The sequence below is a fragment of the Micromonospora sp. BL4 genome, from assembly GCF_003667505.1.
GTDB lineage: Bacteria > Actinomycetota > Actinomycetes > Mycobacteriales > Micromonosporaceae > Micromonospora.
In genome coordinates, this window is record NZ_RCVJ01000258.1 from 1 (window position 1) to 24,180 (window position 24,180).

The window sequence follows — 24,180 nt, forward strand, 5'->3', positions numbered from 1 at the left end:
CGCCCGGGGCGGGCACGCCCGGCGGGCGGATCGGCCGGCGGCCACCGCCCGCCTCCGACTCGCCCGGTTCCTTCGCGCCCGGCCACGGCTTGGCCACCCGGGAGGCGAGCACGAACTCCTTGCGCAGCGGATGGCCCTCGAACTCCGGCGGCAGCAGCAGCGGACGCAGCTCCCCGTGCCCCTCGAAGCCGATGCCGAACATCTCGTACGTCTCCCGCTCGTGCCAGGCGGCACCCGGGTAGACGTCGACCACCGACGCCACCGTGGCCGCGCCGCGGGGCACCCGGGTACGCAGCAGCACACCGTGCCGCAGCCGCGTCGACCAGAGGTGCGCCACCACGTCAAAGCCCTCGGCCAGCTCGTCCACGGCGGAGAGCCAGTCGAAGAAGTCGCAGGCCAGCTCGGCGTCGTCGCGGGCGGCGCGGAGCGCGTCCCGCCAGCTCGCCGTCGGCACGTCGACGGTGGCCCGGGCGTACCGCTGGCCGCCGGAGACCGACGGGGTCGCCTCGACCGGCGCGAGCAGCGCGACCAGCCGAGCGCCGACCTCTTCGGGAGTCATGCCGCTGATCCTAGGGCCTGTGTGGAAGTCCCCGTTCGCGCCGAGGTGGGAGTCCCGGCGCCGACGATCTGCCGGCTTTGCGGGGCGGCCCGGTGCCGGGCGGGGAAAGATGAGGGCGTGCGCGCTGTGACTGTGAAACCCGGAGTCGCCAACTCGCTGAGCCTCGTCGAGGATCAGCCCGAGCCGGCGCCCGAGGAGGGTGCCATCCTGGTCGAGGCGCTGGCGGTGGGAATCTGCGGCACCGACCACGAGATCATCGCTGGCGAGTACGGCGAGGCGCCGCCCGCCGAGGACCGCCTGATCATCGGTCACGAGTCGCTGGGCCGGGTGCTGGAAGACCCGACCGGCACCCTGCAACCCGGCGACCTGGTGGCCGGGATCGTCCGGCACCCCGACCCGGTGCCCTGCCCCAACTGCGCCGTCGGCGAGTGGGACATGTGCCGCAACGGGCAGTACACCGAGCACGGCATCAAGGCGCTGTCCGGGTTCGCCCGCGATCGGTGGCGGATCGAGCCCCAGTTCGCGGTCAAGCTCGACCCGGCGCTGGGCCGGGTCGGCATGCTGCTCGAGCCGACCAGCGTGGTGGCCAAGGCGTGGGACCACATCGAGCGGATCGGGCACCGGGCCGAGTGGCAGCCGCAGACCGTCCTGGTGACCGGGGCGGGGCCGATCGGGCTCCTGGCCGCGCTGCTCGCCACCCAGCGCGGGCTCACCGTGCACGTGCTGGACCGGGCGACCTCGGGGCCGAAGCCGGACCTGGTCGCCGCGCTCGGCGCCTCGTACCACACGGTGCCGGTCAACGACCTGCCCTTCGATCCGGACGTGGTGGTCGAGTGCACCGGCGCACCGACGGTGGTCATCGACGTGATGTGCAAGGCGGCCCCGACCGGGATCGTGTGCCTGGCCGGGGTGTCCAGCGGCGGCCGGAGCATCGACTTCGACGCCGGCGCGCTCAACCGGGCGCTGGTGCTGGAGAACAACGTGGTCTTCGGCTCGGTGAACGCCAACCGGCGGCACTGGAACATGGCCGCCCAGGCGCTCAGTCGCGCCGACCAGTCCTGGCTGGAGTCGCTGCTCACCCGGCGCCTGCCGGTCGAGCGGTACGCCGAGGCGTACGCCCCCGAGCAGGGCGACATCAAGGTGGTGCTGGAGTTCGGCTCCTGAGCGGCGGGCCGACCGCTCAGATGCCGGGCAGCCGGCCGTTGCGGAACAGGTCCACGAAGAGCTGGTGGTCCTGCCGGGCGCGCACCCCGTACGCGTGGGCGAACTCCACCAGGTGGGTGACAAAGCCCGGCTCGTCGGTCTCCACCACGGCCACGATCGCCTCCTCGGTGGAGTAGTCCACCAGGTCGTGGCTGGACTCGTCGTCGGCGACCGAGTGCATCCGCGCCACCGCCCGGCCCAGGTCGGCGAGCACCCCGGTCAGCTCCTCCGGCTCGTTGACGTCCGACCAGTCCAGGTCGGCGGCGTACGGGGAGACCTCGGCGACCAGCTGACCGGCCCCGCCCAGCTCGGTGAAGCCGAGCCACGGGTCCGCGTGCGCCTGCAACGCCCGCTGCGACTCGGCGGTCCGGTGCCCCTGGTGCTGGAAGTAGCCGCGGACCGACTCGTCGGAGACGTACCGGGCCACCGCCGGCACCTGCGCCTGCTTCATGTAGATGACGACGTCGTTCTCCAACGCCTGGGTGTGGCCCTCCAGCAGCAGGTTGTACGACGGCAGCCCGGCCGAGCCGATGCCCACCCCCTTGCGCAGCACCACGTCCTTGATCCTCGCTGCCACCGGGCGCAGCCGGGCCGAGGCGGCGGGCAGCGTGCCCAGGTACTCCTCGAAGGCGGCGAGAACCTTGTCGCGGGTGTCCCCGTCGACCTCGAAGACGCCGTCCCCGAGGGAGAAGCGCCGCTCGTAGTTGTCGACGGTGGTCTGCTCGGCCAGCAGGTCGACCCGGGTGTTGAGCCGAGCCTGCTGGAGGACGCGACGCAGCACCCCGTCGGCGTTGTCCAGGGTGATCGAGCCGATGGCGTCGTCCCCGCCGGCGGCGATCGCCCGCAGCTCGGTCAGGTACGACCGGGCGAAGCCGGCCACCAGCTCGCCGATCACCGTGTCGGAGAGCGCCTTGCTGTAGCCGAGCAGGGCCACGCTGGCCGCGAAGCGCCGCAGGTCCCAGGTGAACGGCCCGACGTACGCCTCGTCGAAGTCGTTGACGTTGAACACCAGCTGCCCGGACGCGTTCATGTACGTGCCGAAGTTCTCGGCGTGCAGGTCGCCGTGGATCCACACCCGGCCGGTCCGCTCGTCCAGGAACCGGTCGTCGGTGAAGTCGCCGAGCTGGTCCGCGTAGAACAGGGCGGCGCTGCCCCGGTAGAAGGCGAACGGTGAGGCGGCCATCTTGCGGAACTTGCGGCGGAAGGCGGCCGGGTCGATCGCCATGGACGCGCCGAACTCCTCGGTCAGCACGTCGACGATGTGGGCTGACCGCTGGTCAACGGAGCTGCTCATGGTGCGCAGGCTAGCTCGCCCGGACCACCCGGGGCGTCGGACGACCGAATGGTCCGTCGGGGCCGACGGGACGATCCGGGTGTCGCGTCAGCCGGCGGCGGGTGGGCGTACCGGCGGGGCGGTGAGCGAGTCGACGGAGCGCGGGGCGACGCCGTCGCGGGGCCCGGCGTCCACCGGCGCGGCGAGCAGATCCGGCCGGGAGACCCCACCGGGGCCGGACTGCTCGGCGGCGATCTTCTCCTGAAGGCGCAGGATGCCGTGCAGCAGCGCCTCCGGCCGGGGCGGGCAGCCGGGCACGTAGACGTCGACCGGGATGAGCTGGTCGACGCCCTTGGTCACCGAGTACGAGTCCCAGTAGGGGCCGCCGCAGTTGGAGCACGCGCCGAAGGAGATGACGTACTTCGGCTCCGGCATCTGGTCGTAGAGCCGCTTGATCGCCGGGGCCATCTTGTCGGTCACCGTGCCGGAGACCACCATCAGATCGGCCTGCCGGGGGCCGTGGGCGAACGGGATCACGCCGAGCCGGATGAAGTCGTGCCGACCCATGCTGGTGGCGATGAACTCGATCGCGCAGCAGGCCAGGCCGAAGTTGAAGACCCAGAGCGAGTAGCGGCGGCCCCAGTTCAGCACGAACCGGATCGGCTCGCCGAGCACTGCCGGCAGCTGCACGAGCGTCCCCTTCCTGTCCCCCACCGGACAGTCAACCACAGCGACCGACGCCGCCCCGGTGGCCGCTGGCCCGGGCCGGGCCTCGCAACGGGCATCCGCACCCGCCTTGATCCGCCAAGATCTATGCGAGCCGTGGCACAGTCAGCTTTCCGGCGGTCGCAACCTTCCCCGGCGTCGCGGTGTGTCACCTCTGTCGGGGGGTGCCCGATGCCGCGTCCGCCACGGGGGAGAGCGAGTGAGTGTGACGAGAGACGTTCGGGCGGGTGAGCCGCCGCCGGACCAACTGCACGACGCCGAGCCCGAGCGGGCCGCGCTGAGTTTCGACGACTTCTACCACGCGCACTATCGCGGCCTGGTGGTTCAGCTCGCCGCCTACACCGGGGACCGCGGCCAGGCGCAGGACCTGGTCCAGGAGGCCTTCTGCAAGGCGTTCGCGCGGTGGGACCGGGTGGCCGCCTACGACGACCCGCTGGCCTGGGTGCGCAGGGTCGCCTGGAACCTCGGCCACAACCGGTGGCGACGGCTGCGCACCGCGCAGGCCTACCTGCTGCGACAGCGGGAGACACACGTCGCCGGGCCCACGCCGGACCGGGTGGCGGTCGACGCGGCGCTGGCGAAGCTGCCGCCCCGGCAGCGCCGGGCCGTGGTGCTGCACTATCTCGCGGACCTGACGGTGGCCGAGATCGCGGCACAGGAGCGGGTCGCCGAGGGCACGGTCAAGTCCTGGCTGCACCGGAGCCGGACGACGCTGGCCGGGTATCTGCGTGACACCACCGAGGGGGTGGAAAATGTCTGAGCTGGAGAGCGTCGACCTCGCCGAGGAGTTCAGCCGGTACCGCGGCACGATGCTGGCCGAGATCGAGGTGCCGGGGCCGGCGGCGGTCCGGCGGACCGTACGCCGGCGACGGCGTCGCCACCTCGCCACGGCCGCGGCGGCGGCGGTGGCGCTGCTGGGCGGCCCGGCCGTCGGGTACGCGGCCCTGGACCGCTCCGGTCCGCCTCCCGAGCCGGTGGATCCCACCCCCAGCGTCACCGCGAGTCCCACGCCCAGCAGCTCGCCGAGCCCCACCGGCGCGCCCTCGGCGACCAGTGCCACCCCGACCCGGCCCACGGCCCCGGACGGGCGGCTCAGTCGCGCTCAACTGCTCGCCGCACGGGTGGACCTGCCGGCCTGGCGATCGGGGCAACCCGACTGCCCGGTGAGCGAGGTCCGCCTGGCCGGCGACCCGAGCACCGCCAAGGAGGGGACGAACGCCATCGAGGCGGTCGAGTACGCCGACGTCGACGGCGACGGTGCGACGGAGACCGTGGCCATGCTGCTGTGCTCGTTCGGCAGCGGTGGACCGCAGCAGGTCGTCGCGTTCGACCGGGACGAGGCGGGCAGGATCGTCACGATCGGCCGGGTGGTGGCCACCAGCCGCGACAAGCCGCAGTGGTTGACCGCGTTGGACGGGCGCTCCGACGGCACCGTCCGGGTGGAGGTGGCCGACCTGCACCCGGGCGGGGGCTGGCCGGGCGAATGGTCGCAGCGGCAGTGGCGCGGGTACCGCTGGACGGGCGAGCGGTTCGCACAGGTCGAGGGACCGACGTCGTTCGGTCCCAACCCGTACTCCACGGACCTGGCGGTGACCGCGAAGGACCTCATCCTGGCCGACGACCCCACCGACGGCTCGCGGGTCGGCGCGGTCGAGGTGCGGATCCGCAACCTCGGGGACCGGCACGCCGACCGGGTCTCCCTCACGCTGGACCTACCGGCGTCCCTGGCGCCGGACGGTCCCGCCTGGGCCGACTGCGGGCCGGACGCCGGGAAGTACCGGCCACCGCTGACGTGCCGGCTGGGCCCGATCGAGCCGAACGGGGAGCTGACGGTTCAGCTCGGTATGCGGCTGCCCCCGGACACCGAGCTGGCGGCGGGCACGGCGACGGTGCGGGGCGCGGCGGAGGGACCCGGCGGGCACTACATGATCGACCCCGTCATGGCGAACAACGAGGACACCATCGCCTACCGGTGAGCGTCGGTGGGGGTGACGGCGAGGCCGGCCACCCCCACCGGTCACCAGGTTGGACGTTGCAGCAGGCCGACGAACTCCACCAACAGTCGCTCCCGCAGCGCCGGCGGGGCGGCGTCGAGCAGCGTGTTCACCAGCGCCATCCGCTCCGGCAGCGGCGCGGCGGCCGACCCGCCATCCGGGCTCGAAGCGACGGCGGGTTCGGCGCCCAGGCCCAGTCCGGCGGCCAGGCCCGCCACCAGCTCCGGGGTCAACGCGTCCGGGGTGAGGGCGCCGGCCAGGGCGGCCAGCTCCGCGGGCAGCCGGACCGGGCCGGCCGCCCGGGCCGCAGCCACCGCGTCGGCCAGATCCGGCCCGAACTCGGCGACCCGGGGCGCGACCGCGGCCGTCACCGTGAGGTGCACGCTGGCCGGCAGGCCGGCGTACGACAGCTGGGGCTGGGTGTGCCAACCCCGGGCGGTCAGCTCGTCGACCAGGACGAACAGGTCCGGGCCGCCCTCGGTGGCGGTGAAGCAGACCACGGTGGACTCCGGCTCGGCCATCAGCCGCAGCCCGTCGACCCCGCGCACGGCGGCGGCCAGTCCGGCGACCGCGTCCCGGGTGCGCTCGGCCAGCGCGAGGTAGCCGGCGTCGCCGAGGTGCCGCAGGGTCGCGTACGCGGCGGCGATCGGCCCGCCCGAGCGGGTGGACGCGATCACCGGGTTGATCATCGTGTAGCCGGGCCAGTCCGCGTACGCGAAGTACTGCGGGGCGCGCAGCGCGGCGTCCCGGTGCAGCAGCACCGACACCCCCTTCGGCGCGTACGCGTACTTGTGCAGGTCCACCGAGATGGAGGTGACCCCGGGTACCGCGAAGTCGAACGGCGGCACCGGCTCACCGAGGCGGCGCAGGTACGGCAGCGTCCAGCCGCCGAAGCAGGCGTCCACGTGGCAGCGCACCCCGGCGCGGGCGGCCGCAGCGGCGATCTCCACGACCGGGTCCACCACCCCGTGCGCGTACGACGGCGCGGAGCACGCCACCAGCACCGTCTCCGGGCGGATCGCGGCGGCCATCGCGGCCGGGTCGGGGCGCAGCGTGTCCCGGGAGACCGGCACCACGTCGAGCGTCACCCGCAGGTAGTGCGCCGCCTTGGCGAACGCCGCGTGCGCGCTCGCCGGCACCACGATCCGCGGTGCGGCCTGGTCCGGGTAGGCGTCCCGGGCCGCCTTGACCGCGAGGATCAGCGACTCGGTGCCGCCGCTCGTGACACTGCCGACGACATCCGGGGCGGCCGTGCCCGGCCCGCCGCCGAGCACCCGGCCGGCCGCGGCGACCAGCGCGTTCTCCATGGCCAGTAGGGACGGGAACGCGGTCGGGTCCAGCCCGTTGACGTGCGCGCTCTCGCGGTGCGCGGCGGCCGCCAGCTCGTCCAGCCCCGCGACCGCCGGGTCGTACACGTACGCGAACAACCGCCCCCCGTGCGTGGGCCGATCACCCGCCCGCAGCGCACGGACCTCGGCAAGAACGTCCTCCGCGGCCACCCCGTCGGCCGAGAGCGCCCCGGCCCCCACCCTGTTCTCGTCGATCATGGACTCGTGGTGCCCTTCTTGTGATGGTCAGCGGCTTTCGTCCCCCACCACGACTCCTTGATCGGCGCGGTGATGGTGCGTTGCCGCGGCGAGGACGGCCGGGGTGAGGGTGTAACGGCGGAGGAGGAGGACCGGGGGGCCTACCAGGAGGGCGGGCAGGACCGTGAAGCCGAGCAGGACGCCGAGACGGGCCAGGTCGGACTGCGCGGCGGCGGTGCCGGTGTCGGAGGAGACGTAGCCGGACAGCTGGAGCACCAGACCGTAGATGCCCGGGCCGAGGGCCAGGCCGAAGGTCTCCCCGGCGGTCCAGAGGCCGGTGAACACGCCCGCCTGCCGTCGGCCGGTGCGCGCCGTGTCGTACGCGATGCAGTCCGGCAACATGGCCAGCGCGAACACCTGCTGCCCGGCGTACCCGACGCCGATCACCGCGACCAGCAGGTAGACCGCGACCGGCGGCAGCACCGGCGCGGCGACCAGGGCGAGCGCCCCGGCGGCGAGGATCAGCGCGGCGGCGACCAGGGCGGCCCGCTTGCCCACCCGGGCGCCGACCCGGGACCAGATCGGCATCACCAGCAGCGCCGGGCCGACGAAGCACACGAAGAGCAGCGTCGGCCCGCTCTGCTCGTCGCGCAGGATCTGCCCGGCGAAGTAGTTGACCCCGGCCAGGATGGTGGCCACCCCGGCGGACTGCACCACGAAGCAGATCAGCAGCGCGCGGAACGGCCGGTTGTCGCCGGCGACGGCGAGCTGGGCGCGCAGTGACGGTTCACTGCCGCCCACCGTTCCGGTCGGCGCGGACCGGGTGCCGAGGAACGCGCCGACGGCGCCGAGGGCGATCAGCACCGCCACGAACAGCCCCATCCACCGGTGCCCGGGCACACCGTCGCCGCCGGCCGTCACGACCAGCGGGGCGACCGCGCCGGAGACCAGGATGGCCAGCGCCAGCACGGCGATCCGCCAGGTCATCAACCGGGTGCGTTCGGTGTAGTCGTCGGTCAGCTCGGCCGGCATCGCCACGTACGGCACCTGGAAGAAGGCGAACGCGGTGGCGGTGGCCAGGAAGGCGAACGCGACGTACGCCGCGGCGGCCGGGCCACGGTCGAACGGCGCGGCGAAGATGGCCGCGAAGAGCACGGCGAGCGCGAGGCCGGCGATGAGCAGGTACGGCCGGCGGGCGCCCCAGCGTGACCGGGTGCGGTCGGAGATCCGCCCGGCGACCGGGTTGACCAGCACGTCCCATGCCTTGGGCAGCAGCACCAGCAGGGCGGCCACCCCGGCGGCCACCCCGAGCGTGTCGGTCAGGTACGGCAGCAGGAGCAGCCCGGGCACCGTGCCGAACGCGCCGGTGGCCAGGGAGCCGAGCGCGTATCCGGCGTGCACCGGCCGGGGCAGCGGGCCGGCGGCTGGTGAGCCGGCGTCACCCGGCGGCGGGGTCATGGGGCCGAATGTTACTCATGTTATGGCGCGGGTCACATCCCCTCCTCCGGTGACCAGCCCGCCACCCGGATGTCCACCCCCTCACCGCGCAGCGGCACCCCCTCGGCGCGCAGCCGGGCCCGCGCCTCCCGCTCGTGCCCCGGCGGCAGCCGCCCGGCGGAGCTGACCACCCGGTGCCAGGGCACGGAGCCACCGTGGCGGGCCATGATGTTGCCGACCAGCCGGGCCGAGGCGCGGCCGGAACGCTCGGCCAGGGCGTCGGCCACGCCGCCGTACGACATGACCCGGCCCTCCGGGATCCGCTCGACCAGATCGAGGACCGCCTCGACGTACTCGTCAGGTGTCACAGTCGGCCACGATATGGGAACGCAACCGGGCCACGCCGCACCGACCACGCAGAATGGGCGGGTGCGCGACGCAGTCACGGCAGCCCGACGGGTCGTCGTCAAGATCGGATCCTCCTCGTTGACCACCGCCACCGGCGGGCTGGCCGACGAGCGGGTCGACGCGCTCGTCAACACCCTCGGCCGGCTCGCCACCGAGGGGCGCGAGGTCGTGCTCGTCTCCTCGGGCGCGATCGCCGCCGGCCTCGCCCCGCTCGGGCTGACCCGACGCCCGCGCGACCTGGCCACCCAGCAGGCCGCCGCCAGCGTCGGGCAGGGCCTGCTGATCGGCCGGTACGCGGCGGCCTTCGCCCGACACGGGCTGACCGTCGGGCAGGTGCTGCTCACGGTCGACGACGTGACCCGGCGGGCGCACTACCGCAACGCGTACCGCACCCTGCGCAAGCTGCTCGACCTGCACGCGGTGCCGATCGTCAACGAGAACGACACGGTGGCCACCGAGGAGATCCGGTTCGGCGACAACGACCGGCTGGCCGCACTGGTGGCCGCGCTCGTGCACGCCGACCTGCTCGTGCTCCTCTCCGACGTGGACGCGCTCTGGACCGGCGATCCGACCCGACCGCACGCCACCCGGATCACCGAGGTCCGCGACGAGAAGGACCTCGCCGGGATCACCATCGGCGGGGCCGGGCGGTCCGGGGTCGGCACCGGCGGCATGGTGACCAAGGTCGAGGCCGCCCGGATCGCCACCGGCTTCGGCATCCCGGTGGTGCTCACCGCCGCCGACCTGGCCGCCCCGGCGCTGGCCGGCGAGCCGGTCGGCACGCTGTTCCACCCGCAGCGGCAGCGCCCGGCGGCCCGACTGTTCTGGCTGGCGCACGCCACCTCGCCACGCGGGCGGCTGCACCTCGACCCGGGCGCGGTGGCCGCCGTCGTCGGGCGGCGCAAGTCGCTGCTGCCGGCCGGCATCACCGCCGTCGACGGCACGTTCACCGCCGGCGACCCGGTCGACCTGGTGGACACCGCCGGCGCGCCGGTCGCGCGCGGGCTGGTCAACTACGACGCCGTGGAGCTGCCCGGGCTGCTCGGGCGCTCCACCTCCGAACTCGCCGCGGCGCTCGGCCCGGCGTACGAGCGGGAAGTCGTCCACCGCGACGACCTCGTTCTGCTGTAGGAACGCCGGGGCGCCGCACCGGGCGCCCTTCAGACGCGAGGAGTGACCGATGAGCGTGACCGAGCAGGCCCGACGGGCACGGGCGGCGGCCGAGACGCTGGCCGTGGCGACGCGTACCGCCAAGGACGCCGCGCTGGCCGCGATGGCCGACGCGCTGGTGACGCGTACCCCGGAGATCCTGACCGCGAACGCGACGGACCTGGCGGCCGGCCGGGAGGCCGGACTGAGCGCGGCCGTGCTGGACCGGCTCGCCCTCGACGCGGGCCGGGTGGCCGGCATCGCCGACGCGCTGCGCCAGATGGCCGCGCTGCCCGACCCGGTCGGCGAGGTGGTCCGCGGCTCGACCCTGCCCAACGGCCTGGAGCTGCGCCAGATCCGGGTGCCGTTCGGGGTGGTCGGCATCATCTACGAGGCCCGCCCCAACGTGACCGTGGACGCGGCCGGGATCTGCCTGAAGTCCGGCAACGCGGCCCTGCTGCGCGGCTCGTCGTCGGCCGCGCACTCGAACTCCGCGCTCGTCGCGGTGCTGCGCGACGCGGTCGCCGGTGCCGGTCTGCCGGCCGACGCGGTGCAGCTGCTCGACGCCAGCTCCCGCGAGTCGGTCAAGGAGCTGATGCGTGCCCGAGGGCTGGTCGACGTGCTCATCCCGCGCGGCGGCGCGTCGCTGATCCGCACCGTGGTCGAGGAGTCGACCGTGCCGGTCATCGAGACCGGAGTGGGCAACTGCCACGTCTACGTGGACGCCGCCGCGGACGTGGCGCAGGCCGTGGCGGTGACGCTGAACGCCAAGACGCAGCGCCTCTCCACCTGCAACACCGCCGAGTCGCTGCTGGTGCACGCCGACGTCGCCGACGCGTTCCTGCCGCCGATGCTGGCCGCGTTCGCCGAGGCCGGGGTAACCGTGCACGGCTCGCCCGACGTGGCCGGATATTCCGCCGACGTCGTCCCGGCCACCGAGGAGGACCACGCCACCGAATACCTCTCGGCGGACATCTCCGTCGCGGTCGTCGACTCGCTCGACGCGGCGGTCGCGCACATCCGGCGATACGGCACCGGGCACACCGAGGCGATTCTCACCGACTCGGCGAGCGCCGCCCGGGAGTTCGCCGCCCGGGTGGACGCGGCGGCGGTGATGGTGAACGCCTCGACCCGCTTCACGGACGGGGGCGAGTTCGGTTTCGGCGCGGAGATCGGCATCTCGACGCAGAAGCTGCACGCCCGGGGCCCGATGGGCCTGCCCGAGCTGACCAGCACCAAGTACGTGGTCACCGGGGCCGGGCACCTGCGCTAGCCGTGCTGGGCCGGCGCGGCTCAGCTCAACGCCGTCGGCTGCCGCGGCTCAGCTCAACACCGCCGGCCGCCGCGGCTCAGCTCAACGCCGCCGGCCTGCACGCGCGGATGGCGGACAGTGTGGAGTGCACGTCGAACTGGTGCCCGTCGTCGCTCTCCCAGCCGCCGTCACTGCGCTGCGTCTCGGTCAGTCGGCGCAGGGCCCGCACCATGATCCAGTCCTGCGCGTCGATGCCGACCCGGCGCAGCGTGGCCGCCAGCCAGGCCACGTCCCCCGGGGACATCTTGGGCATCCGCTCGGCGAGCACCACCTGGATCCGCGCCGACTCCTGGAACATGTCCTGCCGGTGCAGCACCGCCGCGCTCAGCCAGCCCGCGGCGAGAAAGGACGGCCAGCTGCCGTCCGGACGCAGCCGCGCGGCGACCGAGTGGGCGGCCGCCTGCACCACCCCCGCGTACGCCCCTCCGACCCGGTGATCGAGCGGACCCGCGGCACGGGCGTCCAGGCCGGCGACGGTGAGCCAGAAGCCGGCGTTGGCGGTGAGGAACAGCCCTGCCTCCGGGTCGCCGGGGCGGGCCCACTCCGGAGCCGAGCCGGCCAGCGCCGGGTCCTCGTCCCAGCCGCCGTCGGCCTGCTGCCGGGAGGCCAACCAGTCCAGTGCCCGGCGGGCGGCGGGACGACCGAGCGCGCCCAGGTCGTCCAGCTCGGCGAGCCGGAAGCAGGTGGCGTCGATCGAGGCGATCTCGCCGCCCCAGGTCGCCGGCCAACCGCCGTCGGGTGACTGGCCGACCTCGGCCGTCTCCAGCAGCTCTGCGGGCACCGGCGTGCCGTTGCGAAGCCAGGAGAGGCGGGCACGCTCCACCGCGTCCCCGTGCGCCACGACGAACCCGATCGCGGCATCCAAGTCGACCACGGCGGAGACGCTACCTGCGCAGACGCGATACCGCCTCGGGGAATCGGCCAGCCGGGAATGGCTGCGTCGCTGCGGGCTCAGGGCCGCTTGGAGTCGCCTGCGTCGATTCGCCGGCGCGTACCGGGTCGCGGGGCCGGGAAGCGCCGTGCGGGCCGGCCTGCGCCGTGCGGGAGCCGGGGCAGCGGTGTCGGCCGCCCCGGCTCCGGCCGGTCAGTACGCGGGCAGCGCCGGGTCGATCTGCTTGATCCAGGAGAGCACGCCGCCCTGCACGTGCACGGCGTCGCGGAACCCGGCCGCCTTGAGCGCGGCGAGCGCCTCCGCCGAGCGGACGCCGGACTTGCAGTGCAGCACGATCTGCCGGTCCTGCGGCAGCTGGGCCAGCGCCTCACCGGAGATGATGTCGCCCTTGGGGATCAGGGTGGCGCCGGGGATCCGGACGATCTCGTACTCGGCCGGCTCCCGGACGTCGACCAGGAAGATGTCCTTGCCGGCGTCCTGCCACTCCTTGAGCTCCAGCGCGGTGATGGTCGAGTCGACCACCGCCTCCTCGGCCTCCTGGGAGACCGCGCCGCAGAAGTCCTCGTAGTCCTCCAGCAGGTCGGTCACCGTCGGGTTCTCGCCGCAGAGCGCGCAGTTCGGGTCCTTGCGAACCTTGATCTTGCGGTATTCCATCTCCAGGGCGTCGTAGACCATCAGCCGGCCGACGAGCGGCTCGCCGATGCCGGTGAGCAGCTTGATCGCCTCGTTGACCTGGATCGAGCCAATCGACGCGCAGAGGACGCCGAGCACGCCACCCTCGGCGCAGGACGGCACCATGCCGGGCGGCGGCGGCTCCGGGTAGAGGCACCGGTAGCAGGGGCCGTGCTCGGCCCAGAACACCGACGCCTGACCGTCGAAGCGGTAGATCGAGCCCCAGACGTACGGCTTTCCCAGCAGCACCGCGGCGTCGTTGACCATGTACCGGGTGGCGAAGTTGTCGGTGCCGTCGACGATCAGGTCGTACTGGGCGAAGATCTCGCGGACGTTGTCCCGGTCCAGCGCGGTGTTGTGGATCTCGACGTTGACCAGCGGGTTGATCTCGCGGATCGACGCGGCGGCGGACTCGGCCTTGGACCGGCCGACGTCCGACACGCCGTGGATGACCTGACGCTGGAGGTTGGACTCGTCGACGGTGTCGAAGTCGATGATGCCGAGCGTGCCGACCCCGGCCGCGGCGAGGTACAGCAGGGCCGGCGAGCCGAGGCCACCGGCGCCGACACAGAGCACCCGGGCGTTCTTCAACCGCTTCTGCCCGGTCACCCCGACGTCGGGAATGATCAGGTGGCGGGAGTAGCGGCGGATCTCGTCAACGGTCAGCTCGGCGGCGGGTTCGACGAGCGGGGGCAACGACACGGTGGACTCCCCGGGATCGGCGGTGTGAACCGCGCCATTGTTGCTCGCCGGCCCCCTGCTCGGCCATGAGGGAGGACACGTGGCCCGCGATGCGGGAGAGGGAATAACCGACGACCGGGTCGATCAGGGGACGATGTCCCCCGCGTAGCGACGACCGTCGAGGTAGGGCCAGGCGTTGGCGACGCAGCCCTCCAGGCCGTACGTCTGCTGCTGCATCACCGGCGCCGGCTCGCCCGGGCCCGGGCAGGCCTCGTGCTCCTCGCCGAACTCGTGGCCGACCTCGTGGTTGATCACGTACTTCCGGTACGTCTCCAGCGGGGCACCGTAGTCGGGCACCGCCTCCTGCCAACGGGCCAGGTTGATGATGACCTGCCCGGGGAGCCGGCAGGAGGTGTAGCGCTCGGTGGTCAGCCCACCCTCGGCGCACATCTGCTCCGACGTGACCGGGGTGGCCAGATAGATGGTGAAGTCGGCGGCGCCGGCATCGGCCACCCGCTGTACCCGCAGCTCGCCGGAGGCGATCCAGCTGCGCGGGTCGGCCAGCACCTCGTCCACCGTTGCGGCGAAGGCGTCGGCGTCCTGGCCGGCGCCGCGTTCGACGGCGACCCGGTAACGGCGCAGCGGCCCGTCCTCGCCGTGCACGGCGGTCTCGCCGTCGGCCGCGGTGAAGCGTCCTGCGCCGACCGACGGGTAGCTGCTGGGTGCCGGGTGCGCGCCCCCGCCGCCATGACCCATCCGGCCGTGGGTGACCGCTGGCGCCTCGGCCGGCGGTTCGCCGCCCCGGGTCACCGTCACTGCGGCGGCAACGGCGAGCAGGAGCACGCCGAGCAGCACGCTGCGACGACGCCGTCGGCGCATCCGGAGCAGCGCCGGCCGCCCGTCCCCGGCCCGGTTCGCCGACCGGCCGGACGGACCGGGCGGCCGGGGCGGGCCGTAAGGGGACGACGGCGTCATGACATCAAGCCTGCCAGATTAAACGGGCATTTCTCCGCTTTTGCCGCTATTAACGCAAGACGCCTGATGGGACGGCGCGTCGCTGTGCCAGCCGTCAGAGCGCGGGGCCGGCGTAGCGACGCCCCTCGACGTACGGCCACGGATTGGCCCGACAGCCGTCGAGGAAAAGGGTCTGCTGCATCATCACCGGCGCCGGCCGGCCGGCGCCCGGGCAGCGCTCGTGCCGGTGCCCCAACTGGTGGCCCACCTCGTGGTTGACCACGTACGTCCGGTAGACCGCCAGCGGCACGCGGGCCGCGACGAAGTGCGGCACGGACAGCCGCCACCGATCCAGGTTGATGATCACTTTCCCGGGCGCCCGGCAGGAGGTGTACGGCCGGCCGCCGATCCGGATGTCCACTCCACCGTCGGCGCACATCCGGCCCGCCGTGCGGGCGGTCGCCAGGTAGACGGTGAAGTCCCGGGCCGCGCCGCCGGGCACCTGCTGCATCCTCAGCCGGCCGCTGTCTACCCAACTGCCCGGTCCGGCGAGTGCCGTCTGGACCGCCTGCCCGAACGCGACCGGATCCTCCCCACTGCCCGACTCGACCGCCACCCGGTACTGCCGCAGCTCACCCGCGCGGCCCAGCACCGGGCCGGTGCGGTCGTCGTAGCCGAACCGGCCGGTGCCGGCGGTCGGCACCGCCCCGGACAACTTCAGCACCGGGGGTGCGCTCGACGGGGCGACCGGCGACACGGACGGCGACGGGTCGGCCGACGGAGGCAACGGCGCGGCCACCAGCGGCGGCGGCCCGGTGATCTCGTCCGCAGCCAGCCGGTCGGCGCCCGGATGCCCGCCCGGCCCCTCGGCGATCACGGTCACCACCGCACCGACGGCCAGCACGACCGCCACCAACTGGGCGAGCACTGCGAGTCGTCGCTGACGGCGACCAGGGCGGGAGGGCGTGCGCATCCGGCTCAGCCTGCCAGATCAGGCCGCCTGGCGGTCTCCTCCGTTTCGGCGAGTAGGCCGACCACCGCCCGGGCGACCAGCCGAGGCACCTCCAACTGCGCCACGTGGCCGACGCCGTCGAGCATCAGCAGCCGGCTGTCCGGGATGACCCGAGCGGTCTGCGGGGCGACCCGCACGTCGACCAGCCGGTCCTGCCGACCACCCACCACCAGCGTCGGCGCGCGCACCGCCCGGGCGAGCCGCCACAGCGAGCCCGGCCCCGGCAGGTACGCCCGCAGGAAGCTGGAGACCAGCCCGCGGAACGTCCGGACGTACGCGGCGGCGTAGTGCTCCGCCTCGTAGCGCACCCGGATCTCCTCCAACGCCTCGGCCCGGCGCTGCGCGCAGATCCGGCTGAGGTCGGCGACGCACGCCTCCAACACCTGCTGGGCCATCACCTCGGGGGCGAGCTGGGTGAGCCGCCAGGCGACCAACCGTTCACCCCCGGGAATGGCCAGCACCGGCAGCAGGCGCCCCTGCAACGAGCGACGGAAGTCCAGGAACGGCAGCGCCGGAGAGATCAGGGTGAGGGTGCGGACCAGGTCGGGCCGAAGCCCGGCCACCTGGACCACGACCGCACCGCCCAGCGAGTTGCCGAACAGATGCACCGGCCCACGACCGGAGTGCTCGATCCAGCGGACGACCAGATCGGCGAAGGCCGGCACGGTGTAGCGGCGACCCGGCTCGCTGCGGCCGAAGCCGGGCAGGTCGATGGCCTGACCGTCCAGGCGATCGGCGAGCAGGCCGGCCAGGTCGGTCCAGTTCTGCGACGAACCGCCCAGGCCGTGCACGTACAACGCCGGCTCCGCGCCGGCGGCGGTGGCCGGGGTGTCCCGTACATACGTGACCGAACCGTCGAGGCGGACCGCCCGCCCCGGCCACGGCGGCGGGATCCGGTCCTCGGGTAGGAGATGGTCCGGCCAGAGGGTGGCGGGCTTCATCGTTCCAGTCTGCCCCGGACCACTCAGGACAGCAGCGCCTCCAGCCGACGGTTCACCGCCGCCAGCGTCGCCCGGACCACCGCCTGTCGCGGATCGCCGGCGACCAGGGCCGAGCCGGCGAGCTGCTCGACCCAGCCTTCGCACACCAGCAGCACCACCACGGTGGCCACCTCGCAGTTGCCGAACGGCACCACCGCCGCGTGCTCCACGAAGCAGCGCCCCCGCTCGGCGTTCTCCGCGCCGCGCAGCAACTCGTCCACCGCGGCGGCCGCAGCCACCGCGCAGAGCCGCAGGACGTAGCCGTCCACCGCCGGGCCGGTGGCGTGACCGGCTGCGCTTTCGCCGCCGGCCAGCAGCCGAACCTCAACGTTGGCGTCCAGCCCGAAGGTGCTGACCTGCACGTGGTCGATCACCACCCGCGGCCCGGGCGTGCCGCCCGTGTCCAGCGGTCGGGACGGCGCCGACTCCGTGGTGGTCACCTGACCACCGGAGTACGACGTGCCGAGCGTCGCCGGGCTGCCCGTGGCCGCACCGGTGGGCGCGGCCGAGACCGACCCCGGCTCCTCCACCGTGGCGCGGCCCCGGTGCGGGGCGCTCGCCCGACGGCGGCGCGCCCCCTCCGTGTCCACCTGCTGTTCGGTGCCCGCCTGGGCGGCTTCGCTCCGACCGCCCGACCGTCCGGCGGTGGGCGATCCGGTGGTCCGCACCTCTCCGGTACGCGCTTCGGCGCCGACGTCGTCCGACTGGGCGGACCGCGACTCCGCGGAACGCCGCTGGACGGACCGGGGCTCGACGGACCGGGGCTCGACGGAACGCCGCTCAGCGGACCGGGGCTCAGCAGACCGGGGCTCGACCGACCTGGGCTCAGCGGAACGCCGCTCAGCCGACCGGGGCTCAGCGGACCGGGGCTCAGCGGACCGGGACTCCGCAGACCGGGGCTCAGCGGACCGGGGCTCCGCCGACCGGGGCTCAGCGGCGCGGCGGCGGACCGGCGGTACCGGCGTGGACGGCTGGCCGGGCAGGTTCTGCGGGGCGGCTGCCAGACCCATCCGTTCCTGAAGCAGCCGGGCCACGTGCCGGCTCACCTCGGCCGGGTCGGCGCCGTCGGCCAGGTCGAGGCGGAGGCTGTGCGCTCCCGCCGGGGTGCGGCGCAGGGCCGCGTCCCGCACGCCGGCGACCTCCCGGACGGCGTCCAGGATGGCGTTGACGTCGAACCCCTCGGGGCGCTCCCGCAGGGGCGCGGGCTCGTCGTCGCGGCGTAGGTGGGTGGCGATGCGGGCGAGTTCGGGGGTTTCGGCGGGTGGCTCCACGGCTGGCGGCTCCGGCACGACGGGCACGTCCGGTTCCGCAGGGACGCGCTGCGGCAGCACCGCCGACGTCTGGTCCGGCAGCCTGGCGCCGTCGGCGGGGTCGGCCGGCGACGCAGGATCGGGGGCGGATCGGCGAGCCGCGTAGGGAGGTGCGCTCGTCGGGGCGGGCGCTGGTGAGGGCCGGTCGCCGCGCCCGGACCCGCTCGTGGCGGGGCCCGGGACGGCACCGGGTGAGGTCGGCGCGCTGGCGGCCGATGCCGGGCCGGTCTCCCCCGGAGCCGCGTGGGGTGGCTCGGGGGCCTCCGGCCGGAGCCGGAACGGCGCGGTCGATCGGGTTTCGGGCCGGAGCGGGCCGGTCGACTCCCCCGCGTCACTCGCACGGGGTGTGCCCGCCGACCGACTGGCCGGCCAGGACGGGCGCTCGGCCGGGGCCGCGGGGAGGCGTCCCTCGGACCAGTCGGCCCGCTCGGTCCGCGACGCGCTCTCCGGGGCGGCCGGCGACCCGCCGGCCCAGGAGGGTCGCTCCGGAGCGAGCGCCGGCCCGGTCGGCGCCGGGGGTGCGTCGGCCGGCACCGCAGGTGGTCCGGCCGGCGCCGGGAGGGCCGCGGTCGGCGGCGGTGGGTCGTTCGGCGGCGGACCGGCCCAGGACGGCCGGTCGGCCGGGGGCGCGCTGGTCGGCGCCGGACCGGCCCAGGACGGACGCGACGGTGGGGCGCTGGTCGGCGTCGGATCCGACCCACCGGCCCAGGTCGGCCGGACGGCCGGGGGCGCGCTGGTCGGCGCCGGACCGGCCCAGGACGGACGCGACGGCGGGGCGCTGGTGGGCGCCGGATCCGACCCACCCGCCCAGGAGGGCCGCTCGGCCGGCGGAACGCTGGTCGGCGCCGGATCCGATCCACCGGCCCAGGAGGGCCGCTCGGCCCGGGGGGCACTGGTCGGCTCGACCCGGGGGGCGCTGGTCGGCGCGGAACTGGCCCACGAGGGCCGGTCGGCCGGTGGGCCGCTGGTCGGGGTGGGACGACCGCCGGACCAGGAGGGGCGCTCGGCCGGCTCGGCCCGGGACGACTCCGGCGGCGTGCCGGTGGGGCTCGTCGCCGGTCGTCCGCCGGCCCACGAGGGACCCTGGGCCGATGCGGCCGCACCAGGCTCCGCAGCGGGCTCGGGTGCGGGCTCATCGTGGGCGACGTCGTACCCCCGGGGCGGATCGGCGCGTACCGGTTCGTACGGGCGGGTCGGCTCGACGCGCGCGGCCTCGTACGGCAGGTTGGGCTCGGCGGCCCAACCCGGCGCGCGCTCGTCCGGGGCCGGGTGGGACGCCGGCTCGCCCTCCTGTCGGGACCACGGCGGGGCCCAGCCGCTGCCCCAGCTCGGACGGTTCCAGCTGGGCCCGGACCAGTCCGGCTCGATGGCCGGCGACTCCCCGGCCCGGGGCGCGTCCCCGGCCCCGGGGCCGTCGGTGGCACGGCCCGGCCCGGAGGCGTCGGAGTGCCCGGTGGCTCGGTCGGGGGTGCGTCCCGGCTCGGTCGATGCCTCCGGCGCGAGCGGGTCGCGCCAGGCGCGCGGGGTGGCCGGCGATTCGTCGGCGGCCGGCCGCTCAGCGGTGGGTGCGTGGAAGCCGGGCGGGACCTCGAAGCCCGAGGCGGCGGTGCCGACGGGTGGCACCTGGACGCCGGGTGGCGCCGAGGTGGGCCGACCGAGCTCGGCCCAGCGGGCGCCGGGACCGGCGCCAGGGTCGACGGTGGAGTGTCGGGCCGGGCCGCTGTCCGGCTCACCAGGCCCCTGCTCCGGGGGCGGCACGGGACGTTGGGCGGGCACCACCAGCCGCTCGCCGGTCGCGTCTCGCCGGTCCTCGGCGGTCGACCCGGGCGGGGCGCTCACCGGCGCCGGGCGGCCGGCCAGCGGCTCGGCACCGGGGTGGTGGACGCCGTTGGTCTCGGCGCCCGCGTGCCGGACGCCGTTGGCGTGGTGGCCGTTGACCCGGACCGGCGACTCGGTGGCGCCGGGCAGCCCGGCCAGGGGTGCTGGCAGGTCGCCGTGCCGGGTGGAGGACGTACGCCAACCGGACGCCGCGTCAGGCTGCCAGCGCGCCGCCGGTTCCCGGGCATCCTCGCGCTCGGCGGCCCGGGACCACCCGCCCGCCGGGGGCGCCCACCCGCCGCCGGAACGGCCCGGGTCGTCGTGCTGACCCGCTCCGTCACCGTGCTCTCCCGGGGTGGCGGCTCCGGGTTGCCCTGTTTCACTCACCGCGCGCTCCTTGGTCGCCCCCGCTGAGGCTACCGTGTGGTGACAGTGGCGATAAGTTACAGCGGCGGGCCATTTCCACGACGGGGGTCACGGGCCCCGCCCGGTCTGGGGGAAAAATGCCGGCTCGTACGGAGAACTCGGAGGATCCCATGACCGCTGTGGGGAACGGTGCACAGACCGCCGGCCGGCCCACCCGCCTGCCCCGTTCGGCGCGCCGTAAGCAGCTGCTCGCGGCGGCGCAGGAGGTGTTCGTCGCGCAGGGCTACCACGCCGCGGCGATGGACGACATCGCCGAGCGGGCGGGGGTCTCCAAGCCGGTGCTCTATCAGCACTTCCCGGGAAAGATGGAGCTCTACCTGGCCCTGCTGGACACGCACTGCGACGCCATCGTCGCCAAGGTGCACGAAGCGATGCGCGGCACCAGCGACAACAAGGAGCGGGTCAGCGCGTCGGTGCGGGCGTACTTCGACTTCGTCGACCACGAGAGCGAGGCGTTCCGCCTCGTCTTCGAATCGGACCTGCGCAACGATCCGGCGGTGCGGCAGCGGGTCGAGCGGGTCGAGCAGGGCTGCATCGCGGCGATCACCGACACCATCATCTCGGACACCGGGGTGAGCCGGGCGCACGCCGAGCTGCTGGCCTCCGGGCTGGTCGGCGCGGCGGAGACGGCCGCGCAGTTCTGGCTGGCCGGCGGTCGACAGGTGCCGAAGGCCGAGGCCGAGGCGTTGGTGGCGGCGTTGTCCTGGCGGGGCATCGCGAGCTTCCCGCTGCAAGGTGAGTCAGCCTGACCGCCGCCCCCGTGATCGGATAGCCTTCGCAGGGCGGTTCTTTCGCCCCAGTTGAGGAGGCACAGTGGAGGTCAAGATCGGCGTGCAGTACGCGCCGCGCGAGCTGGTTCTGGACAGCGCGCAGTCGCCGGCCGAGATCGAGCAGATCGTGACCGACGCCTTCGCCGGCAACGGCGGCACGCTCTCCCTGACCGACGAGAAGGGCCGGCGGGTCATCGTTCCGGTCGAGAAGGTCGCCTACGTCGAGATCGCCGAGGCGTCGCCCCGAGCGGTCGGTTTCACCGTCCGCTGACCGGTCCGGCCATCGCGGCAGGTCGGCGTCGGCCCACCTGCCGCGGGCCGGCACCGCACCCGGCCCGCCCGGGTGATCAGTTGTTCAGCCCGACGGCGGCCATCCGCGCGGTGTGCGCGGCGGTGAGCCGTCGGAACAGTCCCGGCACGTCGACCCGGTCGCCCTGCGCGATCAGCGCGGTGAGCGCGGCCCGTTCGGCGGCGACGCGGCCGGCCTGGGAGAGCGCCTCACCGACCAGCCGCCGGGCCCACATGGAGAGCCGGCCGGCCACCCGGGGGTCGGCGGCGACGGCGACCCGGATCTCCTCGGCGGCGAACTCCGCGTACCGGGAGTCGTGCAGCACGTCCAGCACCAGCGCCCGGTCGGGCTCGTCCAACGCGTCGGCGATCTCCCGGAGGAAGTCGTCGGTGATGGCGTCACCGACGTACGCCTTGGTCACCACCTCCGCCCAGTCCCGCGGCTCGGTCGAGTCGTGGTACGCCTGCAAGGGCTCCAGGTAGGGCGCCATCGCGTCCTCCGAGGGCACGCCCAGCGTGGTGAGCCGGTCGGCGAGCCGGCGGTAGTTGGCGATCTCGGCGGCGGCCATCTCGTTCAGCGCGGCACGGCGGCGCAGGTCGGGCGCGAGCCGGGCGTCGCCGGCCATCCGCTCGAAGGCGAGCAGCTCACCGAAGGCGACCAGGCCCAGCAGGTCGGCGACGGCGGGACCGGGGGTGGTCGGCGCGGACACGAGCGCAGGCTACCGTTCGCCGCCCGAACGTAGGTGCCCCGCGCGTGGCACGGCGTGTGGCGCAGTTCACATTCAACGCCCCCGCGTGGGCGCTGCCCGGTCGGGAATCGGGACGGGGGTATGCCTGTTCAGGTAGCATAGAGCAGTTGCCGTGGGCGCCGATCTGATCGAAGCGCAGCCTGCGGCGCGCGTGCGGCCCGGTCCGGCTCGGCAGTCTGCCCCCGACCGTGTGGCCCGCGTCATACCGAACGCGCCCTGAGGACATGACGGGGCGCACCCACGAGAGGGCACCCCCACATCCACATGAGCGAATTGACTCAAGATCTGATGGACGGCCAGGAACTGGCCCCCACCGCCCCGGTCCGACCGGAGGCCCCCACCTTCGCCGCACTCGGCGCCCGCGACGAGACCGTCGAGGCGCTGGCCGCGGCCGGCATCACCCGCGCCTTCGCGATCCAGGAGTACGCGATCCCGATCGCGCTGCGCGGCGTCGACCTGATCGGTCAGGCGCCCACCGGCACCGGCAAGACCCTCGGCTTCGGCGTACCGCTGCTGGAGCGGGTCTTCGCGCCGAGCGAGGGCAGTGACGGCGTCCCGCAGGCGCTGGTCGTCGTCCCCACCCGCGAGCTGGGCATCCAGGTCGCCAAGGATCTGGCCGCCGCCGGCCGCACGCGGGGCGTCCGGGTGCTGCCGATCTACGGCGGCGTGGCGTACGAGCCGCAGATCGACGCGCTGCGCAAGGGCGTGGAGATCCTGGTCGGCACCCCGGGCCGGCTGATGGACCTGCAGAAGCAGAAGCACCTCCGACTGGACCGGGTGCACGCGCTCGTCCTCGACGAGGCCGACCGGATGCTCGACCTGGGCTTCCTCGACGACGTCGAGAAGATCCTCGCGATGCTGCCGGAGGACCGGCAGACGATGCTCTTCTCGGCCACGATGCCCGACCCGATCGTCACCCTGTCCCGGCGTTTCCTGCGCCAGCCGATGACGATCCACGCCGGGCACACCGCCGAGACCGGCCCGTCGCCGCAGACCCAGCAGCTGGTCTACCGCACCCACTCGATGAACAAGGTCGAGGTGGTGGCGCGCATCCTCCAGGCGGAGGGGCGCGGGTTGACCATGATCTTCACCCGCACCAAGCGGGCTGCCGACCGCGTCGCCGAGGACCTCGACTTCCGCGGGTTCGCGGTCGCCGCGGTGCACGGTGACCTCGGCCAGGGTGCCCGCGAGCGGGCGCTCCGGGCGTTCCGGGCCGGCAAGATCGACATTCTCGTCGCCACCGACGTGGCGGCCCGCGGGCTCGACGTCACCGGCGTCACCCACGTCATCAACTACGACTGTCCGGAAGACCAGGACACCTACACCCACCGGATCGGCCGGACCGGCCGGGCCGGGGCGACCGGTGTCGCGGTGACCTTCGTCGACTGGGACGACATGCCCCGCTGGCGAATCATCGACAAGACCCTGGGTCTGGAGATGCCGGAGCCGCCGGAGACGTACCACACGTCCCCGCACCTCTACACCGACCTGCACATCTCCACCGAGGTCAGCGGCACGTTGCCCACCGCCGAGCGGACCCGGGCCGGTCTCTCCGCCGAGATCGAAGAGGACCTGGGTGGGACGACCCGCTCCCGCCGGGGCGACAGCGGTGGCCGGGGCTCCCGGCGCGGTGACAGCCGCGGCGAGGGCCGAGGTGAGCGCCGTGGCCGGGGCGACGGCCGCCGCGACCGCTCCGACGCCGGCACGCCGGCCGTCGCCGAGGCGTCGGCGGACTCCGCCGCCGTCGACGGCGAAGGCACCCGCACCCCCCGCCGCCGGCGTCGCCGTCGGGCCGGCGAGGCGGTCGTGGGCGAGCCGACCGCGGTGATCTCCGCAGACGCGACCCCGGCCGAGCCGGTGGCCGCGACCGACGGTGAGCCGTCGAAGCCGCGTCGCCGTCGGCGCCGCCGTGGTGGCGGTTCCGGCGCGGGTACGCCGGCTGAGGCGACCGCGGACTGACCCAGCGACACCGGACATCCCCCGCACCGCCCCGCGCGGTACGGGGGATGTTCCCTTCCCACCCCGCCTTTCGGAAGATGGA

19 protein-coding genes and 2 pseudogenes are annotated in these 24,180 nt (G+C 74.5%); 8 read left to right on the forward strand and 13 right to left on the reverse strand.

Annotated features, from left to right (window positions below; genetic code table 11):
- Window positions 1-559, reverse strand: a 559-nt coding sequence (locus tag EAD89_RS29765; protein ID WP_147458895.1) for an NADH-quinone oxidoreductase subunit C, incomplete at its 3' end; no start/stop codon positions are given.
- A gap of 117 nt (window positions 560-676) precedes the next feature.
- Between EAD89_RS29765 and EAD89_RS29770 the strand changes: the two genes are divergently transcribed.
- Window positions 677-1,723, forward strand: a complete 1,047-nt coding sequence (locus tag EAD89_RS29770; protein WP_121678002.1) for a glucose 1-dehydrogenase — start codon at window positions 677-679, stop codon at window positions 1,721-1,723.
- A 16-nt stretch (window positions 1,724-1,739) separates the two neighbouring features.
- Here EAD89_RS29770 and EAD89_RS29775 read toward each other — a convergent pair whose 3' ends face one another.
- A complete protein-coding gene (locus EAD89_RS29775) occupies window positions 1,740-3,056 on the reverse strand; it encodes a DUF2252 domain-containing protein (protein WP_121678003.1) in 1,317 nt (438 codons plus the stop codon).
- Window positions 3,057-3,143: 87 nt separating this feature from the next.
- Window positions 3,144-3,725 (reverse strand): NADH-quinone oxidoreductase subunit B, encoded by a 582-nt coding sequence (locus tag EAD89_RS29780; RefSeq protein WP_121678004.1) that lies wholly within the window; start codon window positions 3,723-3,725, stop codon window positions 3,144-3,146.
- A 235-nt stretch (window positions 3,726-3,960) separates the two neighbouring features.
- Between EAD89_RS29780 and EAD89_RS29785 the strand changes: the two genes are divergently transcribed.
- Both EAD89_RS29785 and EAD89_RS29790 read left to right on the forward strand, forming a co-directional pair.
- A complete protein-coding gene (locus EAD89_RS29785) occupies window positions 3,961-4,521 on the forward strand; it encodes a SigE family RNA polymerase sigma factor (protein WP_121657396.1) in 561 nt (186 codons plus the stop codon).
- Window positions 4,514-5,737, forward strand: a complete 1,224-nt coding sequence (locus tag EAD89_RS29790) for a hypothetical protein (RefSeq protein WP_121678005.1) — start codon at window positions 4,514-4,516, stop codon at window positions 5,735-5,737. The genes EAD89_RS29785 and EAD89_RS29790 overlap by 8 nt, the downstream gene beginning before the upstream one ends.
- 41 nt (window positions 5,738-5,778) lie before the next feature.
- Here EAD89_RS29790 and EAD89_RS29795 read toward each other — a convergent pair whose 3' ends face one another.
- The 3 genes from EAD89_RS29795 to EAD89_RS29805 are packed head-to-tail and all read right to left on the reverse strand — an operon-like array spanning window position 5,779 to window position 9,086.
- Window positions 5,779-7,302: an aminotransferase class V-fold PLP-dependent enzyme gene (locus tag EAD89_RS29795; RefSeq protein WP_121678006.1), complete on the reverse strand. Its 1,524-nt coding sequence runs from the start codon at window positions 7,300-7,302 to the stop codon at window positions 5,779-5,781.
- 27 nt (window positions 7,303-7,329) lie between these two features.
- Complete coding sequence (locus tag EAD89_RS29800) at window positions 7,330-8,739, reverse strand: MFS transporter (protein ID WP_121678007.1); 1,410 nt, start codon at window positions 8,737-8,739, stop codon at window positions 7,330-7,332.
- Between the two features lie 32 nt (window positions 8,740-8,771).
- Complete coding sequence (locus EAD89_RS29805; RefSeq protein ID WP_121657392.1) at window positions 8,772-9,086, reverse strand: MGMT family protein; 315 nt, start codon at window positions 9,084-9,086, stop codon at window positions 8,772-8,774.
- Between the two features lie 13 nt (window positions 9,087-9,099).
- On the opposite strand from EAD89_RS29805, the gene proB reads away from it, so the two are divergent.
- Window positions 9,100-10,257: a glutamate 5-kinase gene (proB, locus tag EAD89_RS29810; RefSeq protein WP_121678008.1), complete on the forward strand. Its 1,158-nt coding sequence runs from the start codon at window positions 9,100-9,102 to the stop codon at window positions 10,255-10,257.
- Between the two features lie 49 nt (window positions 10,258-10,306).
- Window positions 10,307-11,548, forward strand: coding sequence for a glutamate-5-semialdehyde dehydrogenase (locus EAD89_RS29815; protein ID WP_121678009.1), 1,242 nt, complete (start codon window positions 10,307-10,309; stop codon window positions 11,546-11,548).
- A 76-nt stretch (window positions 11,549-11,624) separates the two neighbouring features.
- On the opposite strand, the gene EAD89_RS29820 is transcribed toward EAD89_RS29815, so the two are convergent.
- From EAD89_RS29820 to EAD89_RS29845, 6 genes and pseudogenes are all read right to left on the reverse strand, one after another.
- The gene (locus tag EAD89_RS29820; protein WP_121678010.1) at window positions 11,625-12,512 is read right to left on the reverse strand and encodes a prenyltransferase/squalene oxidase repeat-containing protein; all 888 of its coding nucleotides are present in this window, start codon (window positions 12,510-12,512) and stop codon (window positions 11,625-11,627) included.
- Window positions 12,513-12,671: 159 nt separating this feature from the next.
- A pseudogene (moeZ, locus tag EAD89_RS29825) lies at window positions 12,672-13,920 on the reverse strand (adenylyltransferase/sulfurtransferase MoeZ).
- 56 nt (window positions 13,921-13,976) lie between these two features.
- Window positions 13,977-14,807, reverse strand: coding sequence for a DUF3152 domain-containing protein (locus EAD89_RS29830; protein WP_121678011.1), 831 nt, complete (start codon window positions 14,805-14,807; stop codon window positions 13,977-13,979).
- A 94-nt stretch (window positions 14,808-14,901) separates the two neighbouring features.
- The gene (locus tag EAD89_RS29835) at window positions 14,902-15,759 is read right to left on the reverse strand and encodes a DUF3152 domain-containing protein (RefSeq protein WP_121678012.1); all 858 of its coding nucleotides are present in this window, start codon (window positions 15,757-15,759) and stop codon (window positions 14,902-14,904) included.
- A 5-nt stretch (window positions 15,760-15,764) separates the two neighbouring features.
- Window positions 15,765-16,739 carry an alpha/beta fold hydrolase gene (locus EAD89_RS29840; protein WP_121657385.1) on the reverse strand — a complete coding sequence of 325 codons (975 nt, stop codon included), beginning with the start codon at window positions 16,737-16,739 and terminating at the stop codon, window positions 15,765-15,767.
- A 23-nt stretch (window positions 16,740-16,762) separates the two neighbouring features.
- Window positions 16,763-18,217, reverse strand: a pseudogene (locus tag EAD89_RS29845) (hypothetical protein); the annotation flags it as partial.
- 2,225 nt (window positions 18,218-20,442) lie between these two features.
- On the opposite strand from EAD89_RS29845, the gene EAD89_RS29850 reads away from it, so the two are divergent.
- Both EAD89_RS29850 and EAD89_RS29855 read left to right on the forward strand, forming a co-directional pair.
- Window positions 20,443-21,081, forward strand: a complete 639-nt coding sequence (locus tag EAD89_RS29850; RefSeq protein WP_121656122.1) for a TetR/AcrR family transcriptional regulator — start codon at window positions 20,443-20,445, stop codon at window positions 21,079-21,081.
- 64 nt (window positions 21,082-21,145) lie between these two features.
- Window positions 21,146-21,373, forward strand: coding sequence for a DUF3107 domain-containing protein (locus tag EAD89_RS29855; protein ID WP_030329796.1), 228 nt, complete (start codon window positions 21,146-21,148; stop codon window positions 21,371-21,373).
- 76 nt (window positions 21,374-21,449) lie between these two features.
- On the opposite strand, the gene EAD89_RS29860 is transcribed toward EAD89_RS29855, so the two are convergent.
- Window positions 21,450-22,100, reverse strand: a complete 651-nt coding sequence (locus tag EAD89_RS29860; protein ID WP_121678013.1) for a ferritin-like fold-containing protein — start codon at window positions 22,098-22,100, stop codon at window positions 21,450-21,452.
- A 303-nt stretch (window positions 22,101-22,403) separates the two neighbouring features.
- On the opposite strand from EAD89_RS29860, the gene EAD89_RS29865 reads away from it, so the two are divergent.
- Window positions 22,404-24,098, forward strand: coding sequence for a DEAD/DEAH box helicase (locus tag EAD89_RS29865; protein WP_121678014.1), 1,695 nt, complete (start codon window positions 22,404-22,406; stop codon window positions 24,096-24,098).
- Window positions 24,099-24,180: the final 82 nt, after the last annotated feature.

Bases quoted from the DNA above. Each gene is read 5' to 3' on its own strand.
- EAD89_RS29795 (WP_121678006.1), bottom strand. From the start codon at position 7,302: ATGATCGACGAGAACAGGGTGGGGGCCGGGGCGCTCTCGGCCGACGGG.
- EAD89_RS29865 (WP_121678014.1), top strand. From the start codon at position 22,404: ATGAGCGAATTGACTCAAGATCTGATGGACGGCCAGGAACTGGCCCCC.
- EAD89_RS29840 (WP_121657385.1), bottom strand. From the start codon at position 16,739: ATGAAGCCCGCCACCCTCTGGCCGGACCATCTCCTACCCGAGGACCGG.
- proB (WP_121678008.1), top strand. From the start codon at position 9,100: ATGGGAACGCAACCGGGCCACGCCGCACCGACCACGCAGAATGGGCGG.
- EAD89_RS29835 (WP_121678012.1), bottom strand. From the start codon at position 15,759: ATGCGCACGCCCTCCCGCCCTGGTCGCCGTCAGCGACGACTCGCAGTG.
- EAD89_RS29850 (WP_121656122.1), top strand. From the start codon at position 20,443: ATGACCGCTGTGGGGAACGGTGCACAGACCGCCGGCCGGCCCACCCGC.
- EAD89_RS29775 (WP_121678003.1), bottom strand. From the start codon at position 3,056: ATGAGCAGCTCCGTTGACCAGCGGTCAGCCCACATCGTCGACGTGCTG.
- EAD89_RS29830 (WP_121678011.1), bottom strand. From the start codon at position 14,807: ATGACGCCGTCGTCCCCTTACGGCCCGCCCCGGCCGCCCGGTCCGTCC.
- EAD89_RS29815 (WP_121678009.1), top strand. From the start codon at position 10,307: ATGAGCGTGACCGAGCAGGCCCGACGGGCACGGGCGGCGGCCGAGACG.
- EAD89_RS29790 (WP_121678005.1), top strand. From the start codon at position 4,514: ATGTCTGAGCTGGAGAGCGTCGACCTCGCCGAGGAGTTCAGCCGGTAC.
- EAD89_RS29800 (WP_121678007.1), bottom strand. From the start codon at position 8,739: ATGACCCCGCCGCCGGGTGACGCCGGCTCACCAGCCGCCGGCCCGCTG.